The organism is Streptomyces sp. NPDC002958, assembly GCF_055563255.1.
The window spans coordinates 1-18,710 of sequence record NZ_JBVHDS010000010.1 but is presented as its reverse complement, the minus strand read 5'-3'; the positions used below and the strand labels follow the sequence as shown (position 1 = coordinate 18,710).

The window sequence follows — 18,710 nt, the reverse complement described above, 5'->3', positions numbered from 1 at the left end:
ATAGCCTCACGATCCGCCCCGGTCGCCACCCTCCGCGGCGCTCAGCAGCCCCGCCCAGTCCGGGATCTTCACCGGCCCCCGGCCCAGCGACCGGCCCAGCGCAGCCTCCGCGCGCTCGATGGACAGCCAGCCGTCCCATCCCACCGGCCGCAGCCCCCAGGCCCGCAGCGCAGCCACCGGATCCGGTGCCGCCGGGCGCCGGGCGAGCAGCGGGGCGTCATCGAGCAACGATGCCACCGTCTCCTTCGCACACGACCGGTTCGAACCGATCACCCCGGTCGGCCCCCGCTTGATCCATCCGGCGACGTACTCCCCGGGCGACGGCACCCCGTCCCGCAGCACCCGCCCCGCCAGATGCGGCACCGTCCCGCGCGCCGGGTCGAACGGCAGACCGGGCAGCGGCAGCCCGCGGTAGCCGACGGCCCGCAGTACGAGCTGGGCGTCGATGTCCTCGTACGTACCGGAGTCGCGTACGCCCCCGCTGCCGTCCGGCACGGTACGGGCGAACCGCACCCCGGCCACCCGGCCGCCCCGCTCCAGCAGCTCGACGGGGCGCAGGAAGAAGCGCAGGCGGATGGTGCGCACCGCGTTCCCTCCCGCGCCCGCGCCTGTGGGGCCGGCCGTGGCCCATCCGCGCAGTACCTCGATATTGCGCCGCGCCGCCGCCGTCAGGGGCGGCGCGTTCGGCGGTGAGGACAGGGCCGACGCCGACCGGGAGGACGGATCGACGTACGCCGGGTCGAGGGCCAGCTCCGCCTCGTCCACCACGACCCGCGCCCGGGGCAGCCCGGCCAGCTCCCGCAGCTCCTTGGTGGTGAACCTGGCCTGCGAAGGTCCGCGCCTGCCCGCCATGTGGACCTCGCGCACCCGGCTTCCGGCCAGCGCGCCGAGCGCCCCGTGCGGTACGTCGGTGGGGCGCAGCTCCTCCGCGCTCCGCGCGAGAATCCGCGCCACATCCACCGCCACATTGCCGACCCCGATCACCACGACCGAACGGGCCTGCAACGCGAAGTTGGCGGCGGCGTCGGGGTGTGCGCTGTACCAGGCGACGAACTCGGTCGCGGAGCAGCTGCCAGGCAGGTCATCGCCGGGGACGGCGAGGCCGCGGTCGGTCGCCGCCCCGATGCAGTAGACCACGGCATGGTAGAGCTCGCCGATCCGTTCGGGCGGGATCCCGTCGCCGCCCACCTCGACATTACCGAGGAAGGTGATCCGCTCGTGTTCCAGGACAGTCCGCAGACTGTTCTGCAGCGACTTGATCTTCTCGTGGTCGGGGGCGACGCCGTAGCGCACCAGGCCGTACGGGCAGGGGAGCCGGTCCAGTACATGGACCCGGACATCGGGCACCCGGTCCTGGTCGACCAGGGCCTGGGCGGTGTAGACCCCGCTGGGGCCGGAGCCGACGACAGCGACACGGAGCACGGCGCACCTCTTCCCGCAGGATGCCTCCAGCATGGCACCGGTGGCCGGGGTGGGGGAGAGGCGCGCCCGGGCGTGGTCAGGACGACATCGCGCGCATTCTGTCGATCTCCACCGTCTGCTGGGCGACGACGTCCCCGGCCATCTCCTCGACCTGGACGTTGTTCCCCTGCGAAAGCACCTCCGTCGCCATCGTGATCGCTCCCTGATGGTGGGTGATCATCAGCTTCAGGAAGAGCTTGTCGAAGACCGCGCCGTCCGCCTCCCGCAGCTGTTTCAGCTGTGCCGGCGTCGCCATTCCGGGCATCACCGTGTGATCGTGGCCGCTCATGCGATTGTCTCCACCGTTATGTCCGAGCCATCCTTCCATGGCGCCGATCTCCGGCTTCTGGCTTGCGGTGATGCGTTCGGCGAGCCGTTCGACCGCGGTGGAGTCGGAGCGGCCGGGGACGAGACCGGTCAACTCCAGTGCCTGGGTGTGGTGTTGGATCATCATCTGCACGTAGCGGAAGTCGGCGGAGTTGGGGGTGTCGTCCCCGGCGGCCTTCGCGGCCTCCTCGGCGGACAGGGTCCGCGCGGGCTCTCCCGGTTTTCCGGGCGCCACCACCGAAGGCTCCCCGCCCGCCTGTGCCTTCGTACGGCTGTCACCGTCTCGTGCATCGCATGCACCCAGGGTGAGAACGGCACACATGACGGCCGCGACGAGAACGGATCTGCGCACACACTTGGTCCGACGGCGAATCAACAAGTGGACCTCCATTGCCGTATGGGGTGGTTCCGAACCGTCCTCACACGCTTCCGCACGACGGCGGTCAGAAAACTTCATTACGTCTCTGTCGCCATCTGTCGGGGCACCGATGCGAAGGACGATACTGCCAGTGCCCGTGAAACGTTCAACTATGTACGGATGCATGGGAGGACGCAGTGATTTCGTTGCACACGAGCCCGGTACGGCGCAGACGGCTGGGTGTGGCTGCGGCGGCCACTGGGCTGCTGGCCACGCTTCTGATGGCCGGCCCCGCGGCCGCGACGCCCGATCCCGGCGGTACGGCCACCGCCCGTACCGATGTATCCGCCACCCAGGAGGCCGAAGCCGCGGCCGCCATCAGCAGCGGCGAGATACCCGGCGTGGACGAGATAGTCCACAGCAGCAACATCACCCATCTGGCCAACGTCCCGAAGGACGCACTCAAGGGGCTGAACACGGACCTGGCCTTCCAGGGGAAGTACGCCTTCGCAGGAAACTACGACGGCTTCCGGATCTACGACATCAGCAATTCGAGGTCCCCGAAGACGGTCGCCCAGGTCCTTTGCCCCGGATCGCAGAACGACGTCTCGGTCTCAGGAAACCTGCTCTTCCTGTCCACCGACTCCTCGCGCAGCGACGACTCCTGCACCAGCACCACCCAGCCCGCCACGGAGAAGTCCTCCTGGGAGGGCATGAAGGTCTTCGACATCAGCGACAAGCGCAACCCGAAGTATGTCGCTGCCGTCGAGACCGCCTGCGGATCGCACACCCACACGCTGGTCCCAGAAGGCAAGAACGTATACGTGTACGTCTCCTCGTACGCGCCGAGCGAGACGTTCCCCGACTGCCGGCCGCCGCACGACGGGATTTCCGTCATCAAGGTGCCGCGCGGCGCACCCGAGAAGGCCGCGATCGTGAACTTCCCGGTGCTCTTCCCGGACGGCGGCAACCCGGGTGCTCCGACCAACCCGGGCGTCTCCAGGACCACCGGCTGCCACGACATCACCGTGCTGCCCTCGAAGGACCTGGCCGCCGGTGCCTGCATGGGCGACGGTCTGCTGTTCTCCATCGAGGACCCGGAGAACCCGAAGATCATCGACCGGGTGCAGGACAACGTGAACTTCGCGTTCTGGCACTCCGCGACGTTCAACCAGAAGGCCGACAAGGTCGTCTTCACCGATGAGCTCGGCGGCGGTGGCGCAGCCACCTGCAACGAGGAGATCGGCCCCAAGCGCGGCGCCGACGGCATCTACGACATCGTCGGCAGGGGAGACCATCGCAAGTTGGTCTTCCGCAGCTATTTCAAGATCGACCGTCCGCAGGCCGACACGGAGGTCTGTGTCGCCCACAACGGCTCGATCATCCCGGTCAAGGGCCGCGACCTGATGGTCCAGGCCTGGTACCAGGGCGGAGTCTCGGTGTGGGACTTCACCGACTCCTCGAAGCCGAAGGAGATCGGCTACTTCGAGCGCGGCCCCGTCAGCACGGACGCGGTCACCACGGCCGGCCCCTGGTCGGCGTACTACTACAACGGCTACATCTACTCCAACGACATCGCCAAGGGCTTCGACGTCCTGAAGCTCGACGACCGGCGGACCGACCCGGCGAAGCGGGTGCGGCTGGACGAGCTCAATGTGCAGACGCAGCCGAAGTACTTCGACCGCTGATCCCGGCCGGTTCATCCGCTCGACCGACACCATCCCGCTCCACCGCGTACCGAGTGCGTCCCGCCGGGCGGATCCCCCGCCCGGCGGGACGCCGCGCCGACGGCGCCGACGCGCTCAGGCCGCTTCGTACCGGTGCGCCCGACCGCTTCGCCACTACACCGACTCGGGACTGTCCAGGATCCGCACCCGCCCGTCACGCTGCACGGTGACGCGGTGACCGCCGGACGAGGACGGCCGGAAAATCACGATCGGGGAGAAGCCACGCCTCAAGGGGCGACGCACCGGTCATCGCCACACAACGGACCGGAAACCCGGCCGAAGAGCAGATCATGGCCCGGTCCCGGCACGGCATCACTTGATGGACGTCCGCGTCAGGCGGCGGACCTGGCGCTCCCGCCGGTCGCCGCGGCCCACTCCACCAGCAGCCGCTGGTACTGCTCCTCGTCCTCCGGGGACAGGCAGCCGCCCGAGCGGTGCCACAGGTCACGAATCTCTTTGTTCACCACGGCGGCGGTACGCACGGAATCGGAGGAGCACGGAGAACGGGACATGGGTACAGGCTAAGGCCCCGATGTGACAATCCGACCCATTGCGCGTCAGGGACATCTCTCACATGTCTCTCAGTACCAGTCCGAGCATCCGCAGCCCATCGGGCCGTTCCTCTACCGGTAGGCGGTGCACAAAACGCACGTCACAGCCCAGTGCCGCCGCGCCTCCGTCCGCGCGTCGGTCGTCGCCGACCATCACCACATCCGTCGGATCCTGCCCGAGGAGTGTGCAGGTCATGTGGAAGAGTCGTGTGTCCGGCTTCTGGATGCCATGCTCGTACGACAGAACGTAGGCGTCGATCAGGGCGTCCAGGCCGTGCGCCCGGAAGACCGGACGCACGTCCCAAGAGAGTTCCGGAGAAGTCGAAGAGCACACCCTTGATCTGCATGGACGTGATCCTTCCCGGTTCAGGAGCGCCGCGGCAAGGTCGGTGTGCCGCGCCCCTCGTACCGGGCGAACCCGGCGATCGAGAACCCGACCAGTGCCGCCCCCAGCAGCCATCCGCCCAGTACGTCGCTCAGCCAGTGCACCCCCAGATAGAGCCGGGTGAAGCCCACCCCGATCACTGAAACCCATGCCACCGCCAGCGCCACCCGCCACAGCAGGGCCCCCGTGCCGTGCCGGTGCAGCAGCCAGAGCAGCAGACCGCAACTCACCGTCGCCGTCATCGCGTGACCGGAGGGGAACGCCGCGTAATGGGCATAATCCACTGGGTCCGGCCACTGCGGCCGCTCCCGCCCGACCGCGGACTTCAGTCCCTGCTGCAGGAGAGTGGACAGCACGCTCGTCACCGCCACCCACGCCGCGAGCGCCCGCGCGCCCCGCCACCACAGCACCACCACGGCCACCGCGATCAGGACGCGCATGGTCCATGGATCCCATACCCAGTCGGTCAGGATCCGGTTCGCGTGGACGAGACCGGGTTCGGTGACCGCCCTTCGGTGCAGGGCGTCCGCGACCGTACGGTCCAGCGTCATCAGCGGCGACCAGCGCACGGCGACCAGGATCAGCACGACCAGGGCGCCCGACGCGCAGACCAGGGCCGTGCCGAAAGGCGTGAAGCGGCAACGGGCGCGGGCCGGTGGGGCGAGCGGCGGGGAGGGCATGGGGCGATCTTCGCGGAAGATCGGCGCACCCGGCTATCCCATCGCGCTGAGTCCCGGAATGAACGCCACCAGAAGGGGAACCACCGGAACCAGCGCGGCCGCCGCGGTCAGCCGGAGCCGACGGCCCGCGGTGAGCCGCTCCACCGGGGTCAGCAGCCGGTTCACCCGCAGCGGCAGCTGAGCGTCCGGCGTCGGGCAGGGGCCGAACACACCCCGGTCCTCGTTGAGTTCCACCAGGGCCAGAGCGGTCGTCAGCCGCCCGAAGCGCCTCGACGCCACATCGTCCGCGGCCAGTTCGATCAGCCGGTGCATCTCATCGCGGAAGGCCGCGAACACCGGCACCTGCGGAAATCCGATCGCGAGCGCGCCGGAACAGTGCAGCAGCCAGTCGTGCCGTGCCTGCGCGTGTCCCTGCTCATGGGCCAGCACCGCATCCAGCTGACGGCCCTTCAGGCGGCCGAGTGCCGCGGTGGTGAGAACCAGTTGAGGCGCGGCGCCCGGCAGCCACCAGGCGTCCGGACGCTCTCCCTCCAGCACGACGAGCCGGCTGCTGCCGGGCTCCTCCCCGGGCATCAGCGGGGAACGCACCAGCAATTCGGCCCGTCGCTGCCTGCGACGCACCTGCGCCCGGTGTATCTCCCGGGTCAGCATCGCCGCTGTCCACAGCCCGCCGAGCGCCAGCAGCACGGCCATGGCCGCGGACCACTGCCCGTGCCCGCCCAGCGCATACGCCTCCACCACGGCACGCGGCGCCGGTGCGAACACCTGCCCGCGCACCGCCTGCCAGGCCGCGGCCGCACTGAACGTCATGGACAGTGCGAAGGAGAGCAGTACCCCGGCCACCACGCATTGCCATACCCACAGCGCAACGACGGGCTCGCGCTCCGGCCATCGAGCCCGCGCCATCAGACGCGGGGTCACGACGGCGGTCAGTGCACCGAGCAGCAGCAGCGCGAGAGAGACCAACATGCCGTCAGCCTATGAGCGGGCGGCATCCACGGGTACGGTTGCGCAAGGCAAGTGATGTACGCCACGGTTTGGCCCGCTCCCCGTCTCACAGGGTGAGCAGCATCGCGAACATGGCGATCCCCATCGTCAGCCGACAGGCAAGTGCCAGCTCGGGCCGTGCGCCCCAACCACCCCCGCCCGGTCCACCCCCGGCCGTCATGGCAGCTACCGGTATCAACCGGGCCCCCGACCACAGCACATACGCCGCGTAGTAGGCAAGCAGCAGTCCGGTCAGCAGGGGTATGCCCCCGGCCGTCGCTGCGACGCCATGGTCCGCGTGCTCGCCGTGCGCCCCGCCACTGCCCGGTGCCATCGCCACCGCCATGTACACCATCGCCGCCGACCCGACCAGGTGGTGAAGATGGTGACTGTTGCGGCGGGAGAACCACAGCGCGCGCAGCGAGGCCACGCCGAACAGGACCGCGTACACCGCCCACCCCCACACGGGTGGTGTCACGACGGCAGCGGGCACCGCCATGGCGGCCATGCCGAAGCCCATCAGCGCCTCCGCACGCGCCGTCCTGCGCCCCTCCCCGGTCTCGCCGCGCGTGCGCAGCAGGCAGTACGCGCCCGTCACCCCGCACAACACCATCAGCAGCCAGCCGGACATCGCCGGTCCGTGCACAGCGCACCTCCCCCTGGGCGTACGACGTCGGTCCCTCCTGGTCGATGCCCGGGATGGGATCGTCGTACGCGGCGCACGGAGGTACACGGGGAGCGCGCGCAGGGGTATTCCCTGCCGCGCGCCGTGTGCTCCGGCCGGCGCGGTCAGCCGAGTGCGAGGGACGTGAAGGCGCGTGCGGAGAGAAGCCGCGTCGCGCAGTGACAGCGCACCGGCACTTCTACGGGCGGTAGCGCAGAGGATGGTCCGCCGGTACTTCCACCACGACGATCCTGTGTCCGTCCGGGTCGCGGATCCACATCTCGACGAGCCCCCACGGCTCGCGCACCGGCGGCCTCAGCACCTCGACGCCGCGGGCCGACACCTCCTCGTGCGCCGCCCGGACGTCCGCGACCTGCATCCACAGTTCGAGACCTGGTACCGGCGGTGCGGCGGCGCGCCCGGAGACCTCCAGGAAGCCCCCGCCGAGGAAGTAGACCGTGCCCCGCTCGGGACCGGTGCCGAACTCCCGGTAGACGGGCAGACCGAGGGACTGCCCGTAGAAGACCCGTGACCGTTCGGGATCGGCCGGACGCAACAGGATCCGGCTGCTCAGCACATGAACCATGTACCGAACTCTAGGTCCGCAACACCCGGGTTACGCTGCTTCGGCACGGCCGCAGCAGAGAAATGGAGAGCCACCGTCATGGACATAGCCCCTGCTCAGGACCCAGGACAGCTGATCTTCCGCGACGCGGCCGACGGCGATGTGCCCACGCTCGTGACGCTGATCGAGTCGGCGTACCGCGGGGACTCCAGCCGGGCCGGATGGACCACCGAGGCGGACATCCTGCAGGGGCAGCGGACCGACCCGGACGGTGTCCGGCAGGTCGTCGAAGCGCCCGGCAGCCGACTGCTCGTGGTGGAACGCGAGGGTGCGCTCATTGCCTGCTGCCAGCTCGAGCACCGCGGTGATGCCGCCTACTTCGGGATGTTCGCGGTCCACCCCGAGCTGCAGGGAGCCGGCCTCGGCAAGGTGATCATCGCCGAGGCCGAGCGCATCGTCCGGGAGAGCTGGGGGGTGACCGAGATGCACATGACCGTGATCTCGGTGCGCGAGGAGCTGATCGCCTGGTACGAGCGCCGCGGCTACCGTCGTACGGGAGAGCTCAGCCCGTTCCCGTACGGCGACGATCGCTTCGGTATTCCGCAGCGCGACGATCTCGCGTTCGAGTTGCTGGTCAAGGACCTGCTCTGACCGGGCCGACAGTCAAGCGGTGAAGCGGCCGGCGCGGCGGATCTCCGGGTAGTCGGTGGTCGCGCCGTCCAGCCGCAGGGCGCGTACCAGCCGCAGATGGTCCTGGGTGTTCACCACCCAGCCGATGACCTTCAGCCCTTCGGCATGCGCCTGCTCGACCACTTCCAGGGTGAGGCGGCGGATGTTCAGCGCCAGCGTCGCCGCTCCTACGGCCTTCGCCCGGTCCACCACATCGCCGCGCCAGCGGCTCGCGATGAGCACGGTCCGTGTCCCCGGCACCAGTTGGGCGATCTCGGCGACCGCCTCGTCGTGGAACGACGACACCTCGACCCGGTCGACGAGACCGCGCCGCAGTATCACTTCGGCCAGGGCGCGGGCCGCGGCCACATCCTTGATCTCGGCCTGCACGGGGGACCGCACGGTGTCGAGGACCTCCTCGAAGACCGGCACCCGCTCGCCCTGCCCGGCGTCGAGCTCACGCAGCTCGGACAGGGTCTTCTCGGCAATCGGACCACTGCCGTCCGTCGTGCGGTCCACATCGGCGTCGTGCATGACGGCCAGCGCGCCGTCCTTGCTCAGATGAAGGTCCAGCTCGATGGCGTCCATTCCGGCCCGTTCCGCGTGGATGAACGACCTCAGGGTGTTCTCCGGCTCGACACCCATGACTCCGCGATGTCCGATGGTGAGAAAAGACAAGGCAACCCACTTCCGTCGACGGCGTCTCCCCGCGTGCGGCTCCTACCCAATACCCGCGAGGCATCACGGCAATTCGGCGGCCCGATGGCCCATGCGTCCGTCCTACCGGCAGGAGGCGGTGTCCGGCGAGCTGTGCACTCATGTGGGGGCGCGCCCTGCACGGCCTGACCGCTCATGCGTGCGAGACCGGCTGGGTCGATAGCCGCCGGAAGGCGTCCGGCCGATGAAAGTGGTCGCCACAGAGATTCCGCACAGGAAAAATCGCGGTGACCGCGGGGGTGGACAGGATAATTTTCTGGTGCCGACTTGTCCGAAGGAACCGCAAATGGATACGGTTGCTTGACGCGAGGTTCTCCTGTGGAGGAAGTGTTATGACGGAAATTCTTGTGCACGACGTGGCCGCAGGCGGCATAGCTACGTATCAGCGGGTGGTCGATCACCCCGCCTGGCCCGTGCTGAAGAATGCTGTGGAGGAGATCCGCCCCTGGCAGTCGAAGGACGGTTCCATCGACCTCGACGCCGAGAGCGCGCCCACGGAGGCAACCGTCCGGGTGGCGCTCGACCGCGTGATCGCCGCGGTCGAGGAGCTCTCCCCGCTGCTTCCGCACGACGCCGCATACCACCGTGCTCTTGTCATGGACCTGCGTCGCTGGGCCGCGGACGGCTTCGGCGTACCGGACTTCCTCGACTCGCTGCTCGCCTTCCAGCCGTCCCGGGACCGTGCCGACGGGCGCCAGCACCTGGCCGTCTTCGCGATGTACACGCAGAACGGCAACCCGGATCGCAACCTCGAAGCGGTCGTGCTGCGGATGGTCTGGCCCGAGTGGCTGGCCGACCTCGAAGCCACCCGTTACGACAACCCGCTGTTCTGCGGCATCACCTTCGAGGACTTCACCTCGGGTTACGACACCAACTCCGCGGTGCTCTTCCCGGAGACCGTCGCCGTGCGCGAGGCCCCCGAGCGCTTCAGCTGGGGCGGTATTTTCTGCGACCGCGAGGCCGCCCGCTTCCGTCGGGTCACCGAGGCGTCGGTCGAGCTGCTCGGCGTCGAGCTGCCCGACGACATCCGCGACATGGTCGCTGACCAGCAGCGCTGCGAGCAGGCCTTCGTGCTCTGGGACATGGTCCACGACCGGACGCACAGCCACGGCGACCTGCCGTTCGACCCCTTCATGATCAAGCAGCGCCAGCCGTTCTGGATGTACGGGCTCGAGGAGCTGCGCTGTGACCTCACGGCCTTCAAGGAGGCCGTGAAACTGGAGGCCGACGGCTTCCCCCAGGGCCGCGACGTGCAGTACGCGGTGCTGTTCGACCGGATGTTCCGCTTCCCCGTCACGGGCGAGCGCGTCCGCAACTACGACGGCCTCGGCGGCCAGCTGCTCTTCGCGTACCTCCACAAGCACGATGTGATCCGCTGGACCGACAACACGCTGAGGATCGACTGGGAGCGTGCCCCGCAGGTCACCAACCAGCTCTGCGCCGAGATCGAGAGGCTCTACCGCGACGGCATCGACCGTCCCAAGCTCGTCCACTGGTTCGCCGCGTACGACCTGGTCTCCACCTACCTCGCCCCGCACCCGGGCTCCCGCTGGGCCAAGGGCCCGGACGCGCTGGATCTGTCGCAGCCGCCCCGGAAGCTCGTCGACGACGTGCTTCCGGACGAGTTTCCCCTGAGCATGTTCTATGAGGCGCTTTCCAAGAAGCTGAAGAACGTGATCGCCTCGACCAAGGGGATCACCGCCGCGGATGCCGAGCAGGTAGCCGCGTGAGCGCCGGGCTTAAGGAGGCGGTGGTCGTGAACGGGAACGGCAAGGGCAACGGGAGCGGTGCTCTCGAAGGTGCCGTGGTCGCGGTCGCCGGAGCCGCGGGCCCGGCCGGCCGGGCCACGCTGCTGAGGCTCGCAGAGGCAGGGGCGACCGTCGTCGCCTCCGACGCCGATGCCACCCGCCTGGCCGAGGCGGTCGACGCGGCGCGCTACGCCCATGGCGGTGCCACCGTCACCGGTGACACCGTCGATCTGCTGGACCTCGGTGCCGCCCGTGAATGGGCGGACAAGACGGAGAAGGAATTCGGCCGGATCGACGGCCTGGTCCACCTCGTCGGCGGCTGGCGCGGCAGCGCCACCTTCGCCGAGACCGACCTCGCCGACTGGAACCTGCTGGAGAAGCTGCTGATTCGCACGGTCCAGCACACCTCGCTGGCCTTCCAGGAGGGTCTGCAGCGCAGCGACCGGGGTCGCTATGTGCTGATCAGCGCGGCCGGGGCGAGCAAGCCCACCGCGGGAAACGCAGCCTATGCCGCGTCGAAGGCGGCGGCCGAGGCCTGGACGCTCGCGCTCGCGGACTCCTTCCGCAAAGCGGGGGGCGACGAAGGGCCCAGGACCGCGGCTGCGATCCTGATCGTCAAGGCACTGGTGCACGACGCGATGCGCGCCGAGCGCCCCAATGCGAAATTTGCGGGCTTCACCGACGTCAAGGAGCTGGCCGATGCCATCGCCGGCGTCTGGGACCGGCCCGCCCCGGAAGTGAACGGAAAGCGCCTGTGGCTGACCCCACAACCGTAAGGACCGACGCGCGACGCCACCACGACCCGCAGGTACGCGGCTTCGCCAGTGACAACTACGCCGGCACGCACCCGGAGATCCTCGCGGCCATCGCCCTTGCCAACGGCGGTCACCAGATCGCCTACGGCGAGGACGACTACACCGAGCACCTCCAGCGTGTCATGCACAGTCACTTCGGCCCCACCGCCGAAGCCTTTCCGGTCTTCAACGGAACCGGCGCCAACGTCGTCTCCCTCCAGGCGATGACCGACCGCTGGGGCGCCGTGATCTGCGCCGAGTCCGCCCATATCAACGTCGACGAGGGCGGCGCCCCGGAGCGAGTGGGCGGCCTCAAGCTGCTCACCGTGCCCACCCCGGACGGCAAGCTCACGCCCGAGCTCATCGACCGGCAGGCGTACGGCTGGGACGACGAGCACCGAGCCATGCCGCAGGTCGTCTCGATCACCCAGAACACCGAGCTGGGCACGGTCTACACACCCGATGAGATCCGTGCCATCTGTGACCACGCCCATGGCCACGGCATGAAGGTCCATCTGGACGGGGCCCGGATAGCCAACGCCGCGGCGTCGCTGGACGTACCGCTGCGTACGTTCACCAACACCGTCGGCGTCGACGTCCTCTCCTTCGGCGGCACGAAGAACGGGGCGATCTTCGGCGAGGCCGTGGTCGTCCTGAATCCGGACGCCGTCCGTGCCATGAAGCACCTGCGCAAGCTGTCGATGCAACTGGCCTCGAAGATGCGCTTCGTCTCCGTGCAACTGGAGGCGCTGCTCGCCGGAGACCTCTGGCTGCGCAACGCCCGGCACGCCAACGCCATGGCCCAGCGGCTCGCGGAGGGCGTGCGTGCGGTGGACCGGGTGGAGATCCTCCACCCGGTCCAGGCCAATGCCGTCTTCGCCCGGCTGCCGCACAAGGTGAGCGAGCGACTGCAGAAGCGCTTCCGCTTCTACTTCTGGGACGAGGCCGCCGGCGATGTGCGCTGGATGTGCTCCTTCGACACCACGGAGGACGATGTCGACGCATTCGTCCTTGCGCTGAAGGAAGAGATGGCGAAGTAGCAGAAGTAGCCACATGACTGAATAGGTATGCGGTCGACCGGAAAATCATTGAAGCCCGGTCGGCCGCTTGCCTGCGCTGGGTGGCCATGGAGCCGATCCAGCAAGCCTCCGGTCCGCCGAGGACCGCCTGCAGCTGTGGCGCACTCTCCCCACACCGCTTTGAGATCCCGTCCCGAGGCAAGGTGGCCGATGACCCTGACGTTCATCGTCTCCGACGACGTACGTACCCTCGCCCCCGGCTTCAGCCACCTCGCCGTCGAAGCGCGCGGCCTGGTCAACGGGCCCAGCAACGACGACAGCTCGGCCCTGCTGGACGAGGCGGCCCGCCGCCTGGCCGGGCGGCTCGAGTCACCGTCCGTCGATCCGGCCACGATGATCGAAGACGCGGCGGCGTTCAGTGCGGCGTCACCCAGCCAGGCGTCCATGTCCCGGCGGCGTCGTGGTCGGCCGCTGTGGCGGCGAGGTGGGCGCGGAGGGTGGCCAGCGCTGGGTGGGGGTTGTCGCGGTGCCAGAGGAGCGAGTGCGGGTAGACGGGCATCGGGTCGGTCACCGGGATGCGGCGCAGGCCGTGGTCGGCGGGCCAGACAAGGCGGGTCTGCCCTCCCATGAAGGTGGCGAGGGCCGGCGTGTCGGCGACAGTGTCGAGGAGCGCGTCGGAGCCGAAGTTGGGGCCGGTCGCCTCGATGGTGAGGCCGAACTCGGCGACGAGGTCGTCGTAGTAGGCGGCCCACTCGGTGCCGGGGACGATGCCGGGCATCCAGATCCGGTGCCCGGCGAGCTGAGCGACGGTCACCGACCGGGCGCCCGCCAGTGCGTGGGCAGGGCCGGTGAGGAGCTGGAGCGGCTCGTCGAGCACCCGGACGGACTCGATGTCCTTGGGAAGGGGCCGGCCGGGCACGGCGACGGCGCGGAAGGACGCGTCGATCGCACCGGACCGGATGGCGGCGACGGCCGTCTCGATGTCGAACAGCATCACCACGTCGAGCTCGATGTCGGGGTGCGCGCGGTGGAAGCCGCGCATCAGGCCCGACGCCGCGCCGCGCGAGGCGATCACGTCGACGCGCAGCGGACGGCGGCCGGTGCACACAGACGCGACCGCGCGCTCGGCGACGCGCAGCAGCTCGCGCGCGTGGGGCAGGAACGCCTGCCCGTCGATGGTGAGTTCGGCGCCGCGCGCAGTGCGGGTGAACAGCCGCACGCCGAGGTTGCGCTCCAGCGCGGCGATGCGCTTGGAGACGGCCTGCTGGGTGACCGCCAGCTCGGCGGCGGCCTCCTGGAACTGCCCCGCGTCGGCGGAGGCGACGAAGGTCCGGACGGTATCGAGGTCCATGTCGACACCCTATGGGCACAACCGTTGGTTGTGGTCAGGCGGTCCTGCGGTTGTTTGATCCCCAAGTACGGAGCCCGCTTTGATGCTTCCGATCGCGGATCGGTTGTGCGAGTGAGTAGCGAGGGCGTGGGGCGCATGAGGAACGGGCACCGGCTGGGACATCTACTCGGACATCGGCTGGGACATCTGCTCGGGCATGGGCTGGGGCGGCAATTCGGGTGGCTTTGGGGAGCGTACGGAACCAGCGCGCTCGGCACGTGGCTCGCCTTCGGCGCGTTCCCGTTGATCGCCATCCAGGTGCTGCACGCCGGACCGGCCGAGGTCGCCGTGCTCTCCTCCGCGGGGGCCGCGGTGGGCGCGGCCGTCGCGGTGCCGCTCGGCCCGTGGGTGGAGTTCCGCCGCAAGCGGCCGGTGCTGATCACGATGGACCTGATGCGGTTCGCGGCGCTGCTGACGATCCCCGTCGCGTACGCGCTCGGCACGCTCACCTTCCTTCAGCTCCTGCTGGTCTCGCTCGTCGTCGCGGCGGCCGATATCACCTTCCGCGCCGCCTCCGGCGCGTACCTGAAGACGCTGCTGCCGGCCGAGGACCTGCTCGTCGCCAACGCCCGGTTCGAGTCCACGGCCTGGACGACCACGATTATCGGACCGCCGCTGGGCGGCGCCGCGATCGGGCTCCTCGGTCCGGTGGCGACGGTGGTGGCCGACGCGGTCAGCTACCTGCTCTCGGCTCTGGGCATCCGCGCGATGGGCGGGCACGAGCCGCGGCCCGAGCGCCGGGAGGCCGCGCGCATGCGGGCCGGGGACCTGCTCGACGGCTGGCGTTACATCCTCGCCGACGCGACGCTGCGTCCGCTTTTCTTCAACACCGCCTTGTTCAACGGCCTGGTGATGGCCACCCAGCCGCTGCTGGCCGTCCTGATGCTCGGCCGACTCGGGTTCGCACCGTGGCAGTACTGCCTCGCCTTCGCCGCGCCCTCGATCGGCGGGCTGCTCGGTTCGCGGCTGGCCCGACCGCTCGTCACCCGGTTCGGGCAGCACCAGGTCCTGGTCGTGGCCGGGGTCCTGCGCGCGATCTGGCCCGTCGGCCTGGCCTTCCTCGGGCCGGGCACCGGTGGTCTGCTGCTGGTGATGGGCGTCGAGCTCGGGCTCATCTGCTGCTGCGGGGTCTTCAACCCCGTCTACACCACCTACCGCCTCAAGCGCACCGCGACCGACCGGGTCACCCGCACGCTGACCGCCTGGGCGGTGACGACCAAGGCCTCGACCGCACTTCTGACGGCCGTCTGGGGCGTGCTGGGCGGCCTACTCGGCCCGCGCACGGCCATCGGCCTGGCCGGCGTGCTCCTGCTGGCGACCCCGCTGCTGCTTCCCCGACACGACCACACGCCACAGCACGAGCAGGAACTGGCCCGTAGCCACACATGACACACCGCAACTCGCCACTGAAGCCCGCGGGCCGCCGCTGGTCCGCCGATTTGTGTCCACGCCGACCAGGCACCACCGAGCAAGGAGAACACTCGCGTGAGCACTGCCCCCGCATTCGACCCCGCGCACACCGCTCTTCTCGTCATGGACTACCAGCCCGCGATCCTGGCTCTTCTGCCTGAAGACGGGGACTGCGAAGCCCTGCTCGACCGCGTGGAAGGGGCCATCGCCGACGTTCGCGCCAACGGCGGCACCATCGCCTACGTCCGCGTCGGCTTCACTGAGGCCGACTGGGACGCGATCCCGGCCACCAACAAGTCCTTCGCCCCGGTGGCCCAGCACCGTGTCATGCACCACGCGGACCCTGCCGCTGCCATCCACGAGCGCCTGGCTCCCCAAGACGGCGACATCATGGTGCGCAAGATCCGCTACGGCGGCATTTCCACCACCGACCTCGACCAGCAGTTGCGCGAGCGCGGCATCACCACTCTGGTCGTCTCCGGCATCAGTACCAGCGGCGTCGTCCTGTCCACCGTCATCGACGCGGCCGACCGCGACTACCAGCTCTACGTCCTGTCCGACGGCGTCGCCGACCCCGACTCCGAAGTCCACAACGTCCTGCTCCATCAAGTCTTCCCCTCACGGGCCCACATCATCGACACCGCCGAGCTGCACACCCTGCTCCGGGCCGACTGACTCGAATCGCCGAGCCGATCCCGCCCACGGGCGCCCGCACCCCAGTACCCGGCCCAGCAGCAGCCCAGAGCTCTCACAAGCCCCCTACCGCGCCCGACGCCGCGCGAAGCGGGTACGCGAAGCCGTCACGCCCTCCGCCGGTGTTCGGCTCCGTCGGCTGCGGGGCGCACACGATCCCGGCCGGGGTGAGGCGACGAGCCCGCCACCCCACGCCTGCGCCGGTCCCAACGTCCTGGTGGCCGCCCACTTCACGCGGGCCGGTGCGCACCGGGGCGCGGATGACCGTCGGCACCCCGGTGTGACGTCTCGGTCGCGGCCGTGACCGGCCGTGTCAGCTCTTCTCGCGCACTTCCGCGGGCGTCGGAGCGGTACCGCCGAGGTGCGTGGGCACCCACCAGGTGTCGCTCGCGTCCTTCGGGTGTACGGGATAGGCGCGCTGAGCCGCTTCGAGGAGATCCTGGACCCGCTCCCGCAGCCTCCGGGTGATCGCGCCCGCGTACTGGTCGGCTGGGGCCTCCACCGGCTCGCCGACCCGGATCGTCACCGGAATGTGGTTGCGCTTGAAATTGCGCGGCCGGCCCTTGGTCCACAGCCGCTGCGTCCCCCATAGCGCCATCGGGATCAGCGGTACGCCGGCCTCCTGGGCCAGCCGGGCGGCACCCGACTTGAAGCTCTTCAGCGTGAACGACTCCGAGATGGTGGCCTCGGGGAACACGCCGACGATCTGGCCGGAGCGCAGCGAGGCGAGCGCGTGCGCATAGGCGTCCTCGCCCTGCTTGCGGTCGACGGGGATGTGCTTCATGCCGCGCATCAGCGGTCCGGAGACCTTGTGACGGAAGACCGATTCCTTCGCCATGAAGCGGACCAGCCGCTTCTGCGGCAGCGCCGCGAGCCCGGTGAAGATGAAGTCCAGATAGCTGATGTGGTTGCTTACCAGTACCGCGCCACCGGTCTTCGGGATGTGCTCGGAACCCTGAGTGTCGATCTTCAGGTCCAGCGCCTTGAAAAACGTACGAGCGGCGCCGATGACCGGCCGATAGACGAGTTCTGCCATCTGGGGAAGACCCTTCTTCAGCGCCTGAGGAGGGTTCTCCCGGCGGAAGTTACGCAGCCGTAGGTTTTCGGCATCGGGCCGATCGTGCCCCATGCGCGACGCGGTGGCCAGTCTCCGGGTGCGCGGGGCGCGAGATTCTCGTCACGTGGAACCACCGGGAATGTCTCGGTGCCCGGTGGCGCTGACCTTCTGCGGAGGCTGTGACAGGAGGCCGAAGGTGAACGGACGGACACGTGTGGGAACGCTGGACGCGGCCCAACTCGGCGCGGAATTGGGGGAGAGGGCCACTCTCGTGCAGTTCTCCAGTGCGTTCTGTCAGCCCTGCCGAGCCACCCGCCGCACTCTCATCGAGGTGGCGCGCATGGTGGACGGGGTTGCCCATGTCGAGATCGATGCCGAGGCGCATCTCACTCTCGTGCGCGAGCTGGAGATCAGCCGGACGCCGACCGTACTGGTCCTCGACGCCGTCGGCCGGATCGTCCGCCGGGCCGTCGGGCAGCCGCGCACCGTCGACATCGTCGCCGCACTGGGACGGGCGATGTGACGGACCGTGATGCATCTCCCACATCGCGGAACGCTCTTGACTGCACTCAGCACGAATCGTCAGTCTGACGCTATGCCGCCAGAACTCCTTCTCCATGGCCGGGTCGATGTGGATCTCGCTCGCCACGCGAGTGCGCGCTGTCCGGGTGCCTGAGCAACCACGGCCCCGTACGCCTCTTCCGCAGAAGGACATCTCCATGACGGCTTCGCCCGAGCTCGGCACCTCCCGCACGGCATCTCCCGAACTCTTCCGCTCGGTCTTCCGGCAGCACGCCGCCGGTGTGGCAGTGATCACCGCCGCAGGTGACCGGCCGGTCGGCTTCACCGCCACCTCCCTCAATTCCGTCGCCGCCGAGCCGCCGCTGATCTCCTTCGGTGTGGGGGCCTCGTCCTCCAGCTGGCCGGTCGTGGCCGAGGCCGCGCACATCGGCGTCCACATACTCGGTGAGCACCAGCAGGGACTGGCTGCCACCTTTGCCCGCAGTGGCGCCGACCGGTTCGGCCCGTCCACCTATTGGCGCAGTGGGCCCGAAGGCGTGCCGGTGCTCGACGGTGTGCTGGCGTGGCTGGTGTGCCGCGTGGTGGCCCGTATCCCGGCGGGGGACCACTGGATCGTGATCGCGGAGGCCGTGGTCGGCGACCTGGCCGGGGTCGGTCGCCCGCTGCTGTATCACCAGGGCCGTTTCACCGCTCTGCGAGACTGAGAACTCCCAAGCGGCACATGGGCGCCGCACGTTGGCCAGATCACAGTTCCAAGCGCTTGCTCATGCGTGGAACAATGGGTCTACTGGCTAGTAATATTTCCTTCGGAGCGTCGGTCGCCCCGACCGGAAACCGCTCCATCAGGCGCCTATGCTGCGTGCAACAAGGCAGCTTAGAAATGACGATGCAGTAGGAGAGCCGGCGTGAGCTTGAGGATCGTTGTCTGTGTGAAGTACGTGCCCGACGCCACCGGCGACCGGCACTTCGCTGATGACCTGACGCTG

19 protein-coding genes and 3 pseudogenes are annotated in these 18,710 nt (G+C 69.3%); 11 read left to right on the top strand and 11 right to left on the bottom strand.

What is annotated here, in order from left to right; translation table 11 throughout:
- Positions 1–6: 6 nt before the first annotated feature.
- Both ACZ3IC_RS19135 and ACZ3IC_RS19130 read right to left on the bottom strand, forming a co-directional pair.
- Positions 7–1,422, bottom strand: a complete 1,416-nt coding sequence (locus ACZ3IC_RS19135; protein ID WP_467417623.1) for an FAD-dependent oxidoreductase — start codon at positions 1,420–1,422, stop codon at positions 7–9.
- A 76-nt stretch (positions 1,423–1,498) separates the two neighbouring features.
- Complete coding sequence (locus ACZ3IC_RS19130) at positions 1,499–2,179, bottom strand: DUF305 domain-containing protein (protein ID WP_467417622.1); 681 nt, start codon at positions 2,177–2,179, stop codon at positions 1,499–1,501.
- Positions 2,180–2,343: 164 nt separating this feature from the next.
- Between ACZ3IC_RS19130 and ACZ3IC_RS19125 the strand changes: the two genes are divergently transcribed.
- Positions 2,344–3,834 (top strand): LVIVD repeat-containing protein, encoded by a 1,491-nt coding sequence (locus tag ACZ3IC_RS19125; RefSeq protein ID WP_467417620.1) that lies wholly within the window; start codon positions 2,344–2,346, stop codon positions 3,832–3,834.
- 371 nt (positions 3,835–4,205) lie between these two features.
- Here ACZ3IC_RS19125 and ACZ3IC_RS19120 read toward each other — a convergent pair whose 3' ends face one another.
- The 6 genes and pseudogenes from ACZ3IC_RS19120 to ACZ3IC_RS19095 all read right to left on the bottom strand — a co-directional run bounded on the left by ACZ3IC_RS19120 (position 4,206) and on the right by ACZ3IC_RS19095 (position 7,726).
- Complete coding sequence (locus ACZ3IC_RS19120) at positions 4,206–4,385, bottom strand: hypothetical protein (protein ID WP_467417618.1); 180 nt, start codon at positions 4,383–4,385, stop codon at positions 4,206–4,208.
- 58 nt (positions 4,386–4,443) lie between these two features.
- Positions 4,444–4,728, bottom strand: a pseudogene (locus ACZ3IC_RS19115) (HAD family hydrolase); the annotation flags it as partial.
- Positions 4,729–4,790: 62 nt separating this feature from the next.
- Complete coding sequence (locus ACZ3IC_RS19110; RefSeq protein WP_467417616.1) at positions 4,791–5,489, bottom strand: phosphatase PAP2 family protein; 699 nt, start codon at positions 5,487–5,489, stop codon at positions 4,791–4,793.
- Positions 5,490–5,522: 33 nt separating this feature from the next.
- Positions 5,523–6,458 (bottom strand): M56 family metallopeptidase, encoded by a 936-nt coding sequence (locus ACZ3IC_RS19105; RefSeq protein WP_467417614.1) that lies wholly within the window; start codon positions 6,456–6,458, stop codon positions 5,523–5,525.
- A gap of 85 nt (positions 6,459–6,543) precedes the next feature.
- Positions 6,544–7,122 (bottom strand): DUF5134 domain-containing protein, encoded by a 579-nt coding sequence (locus ACZ3IC_RS19100; protein WP_467417613.1) that lies wholly within the window; start codon positions 7,120–7,122, stop codon positions 6,544–6,546.
- Positions 7,123–7,339: 217 nt separating this feature from the next.
- Positions 7,340–7,726 carry a VOC family protein gene (locus ACZ3IC_RS19095; RefSeq protein WP_467417612.1) on the bottom strand — a complete coding sequence of 129 codons (387 nt, stop codon included), beginning with the start codon at positions 7,724–7,726 and terminating at the stop codon, positions 7,340–7,342.
- 78 nt (positions 7,727–7,804) lie between these two features.
- Between ACZ3IC_RS19095 and ACZ3IC_RS19090 the strand changes: the two genes are divergently transcribed.
- Positions 7,805–8,356: a GNAT family N-acetyltransferase gene (locus ACZ3IC_RS19090; RefSeq protein WP_467417610.1), complete on the top strand. Its 552-nt coding sequence runs from the start codon at positions 7,805–7,807 to the stop codon at positions 8,354–8,356.
- A gap of 12 nt (positions 8,357–8,368) precedes the next feature.
- On the opposite strand, the gene ACZ3IC_RS19085 is transcribed toward ACZ3IC_RS19090, so the two are convergent.
- On the bottom strand, positions 8,369–9,019 hold the full coding sequence (locus tag ACZ3IC_RS19085; protein ID WP_467417609.1) for a glycerophosphodiester phosphodiesterase: 651 nt from the start codon (positions 9,017–9,019) through the stop codon (positions 8,369–8,371).
- 404 nt (positions 9,020–9,423) lie between these two features.
- Here ACZ3IC_RS19085 and ACZ3IC_RS19080 point away from each other — a divergent pair, with 404 nt between their 5' ends.
- The 4 genes and pseudogenes from ACZ3IC_RS19080 to ACZ3IC_RS19065 form a co-directional block, all read left to right on the top strand.
- A complete protein-coding gene (locus tag ACZ3IC_RS19080) occupies positions 9,424–10,821 on the top strand; it encodes a DUF6421 family protein (protein WP_467417607.1) in 1,398 nt (465 codons plus the stop codon).
- A gap of 26 nt (positions 10,822–10,847) precedes the next feature.
- Positions 10,848–11,615 (top strand): SDR family NAD(P)-dependent oxidoreductase, encoded by a 768-nt coding sequence (locus ACZ3IC_RS19075; RefSeq protein WP_467417907.1) that lies wholly within the window; start codon positions 10,848–10,850, stop codon positions 11,613–11,615.
- Positions 11,594–12,673, top strand: coding sequence for a threonine aldolase family protein (locus ACZ3IC_RS19070; RefSeq protein WP_467417606.1), 1,080 nt, complete (start codon positions 11,594–11,596; stop codon positions 12,671–12,673). Before ACZ3IC_RS19075 ends, ACZ3IC_RS19070 begins: the two co-directional genes overlap by 22 nt.
- Positions 12,674–12,862: 189 nt before the next feature.
- Positions 12,863–13,039 (top strand): annotated as a pseudogene (locus ACZ3IC_RS19065) (cytoplasmic protein); the annotation flags it as partial.
- 28 nt (positions 13,040–13,067) lie between these two features.
- Here ACZ3IC_RS19065 and ACZ3IC_RS19060 read toward each other — a convergent pair.
- Positions 13,068–14,003 carry a LysR family transcriptional regulator gene (locus ACZ3IC_RS19060; RefSeq protein WP_467417604.1) on the bottom strand — a complete coding sequence of 312 codons (936 nt, stop codon included), beginning with the start codon at positions 14,001–14,003 and terminating at the stop codon, positions 13,068–13,070.
- Between the two features lie 135 nt (positions 14,004–14,138).
- Here ACZ3IC_RS19060 and ACZ3IC_RS19055 point away from each other — a divergent pair, with 135 nt between their 5' ends.
- On the top strand, positions 14,139–15,431 hold the full coding sequence (locus ACZ3IC_RS19055) for an MFS transporter (protein ID WP_467417602.1): 1,293 nt from the start codon (positions 14,139–14,141) through the stop codon (positions 15,429–15,431).
- A gap of 96 nt (positions 15,432–15,527) precedes the next feature.
- Positions 15,528–16,127, top strand: a complete 600-nt coding sequence (locus ACZ3IC_RS19050) for a cysteine hydrolase family protein (protein ID WP_467417600.1) — start codon at positions 15,528–15,530, stop codon at positions 16,125–16,127.
- A gap of 331 nt (positions 16,128–16,458) precedes the next feature.
- Here ACZ3IC_RS19050 and ACZ3IC_RS19045 read toward each other — a convergent pair whose 3' ends face one another.
- Positions 16,459–17,181 (bottom strand): lysophospholipid acyltransferase family protein, encoded by a 723-nt coding sequence (locus ACZ3IC_RS19045; RefSeq protein WP_467417905.1) that lies wholly within the window; start codon positions 17,179–17,181, stop codon positions 16,459–16,461.
- Positions 17,182–17,398: 217 nt separating this feature from the next.
- Here ACZ3IC_RS19045 and ACZ3IC_RS19040 point away from each other — a divergent pair, with 217 nt between their 5' ends.
- The 3 genes and pseudogenes from ACZ3IC_RS19040 to ACZ3IC_RS19030 all read left to right on the top strand — a co-directional run.
- Entirely contained in the window at positions 17,399–17,725 is a 327-nt protein-coding gene (locus tag ACZ3IC_RS19040; protein ID WP_467417598.1) for a TlpA family protein disulfide reductase, read from the top strand.
- A gap of 196 nt (positions 17,726–17,921) precedes the next feature.
- Positions 17,922–18,428, top strand: a complete 507-nt coding sequence (locus ACZ3IC_RS19035) for a flavin reductase family protein (protein ID WP_467417596.1) — start codon at positions 17,922–17,924, stop codon at positions 18,426–18,428.
- A 201-nt stretch (positions 18,429–18,629) separates the two neighbouring features.
- Positions 18,630–18,710, top strand: a pseudogene (locus ACZ3IC_RS19030) (electron transfer flavoprotein subunit beta); the annotation flags it as partial.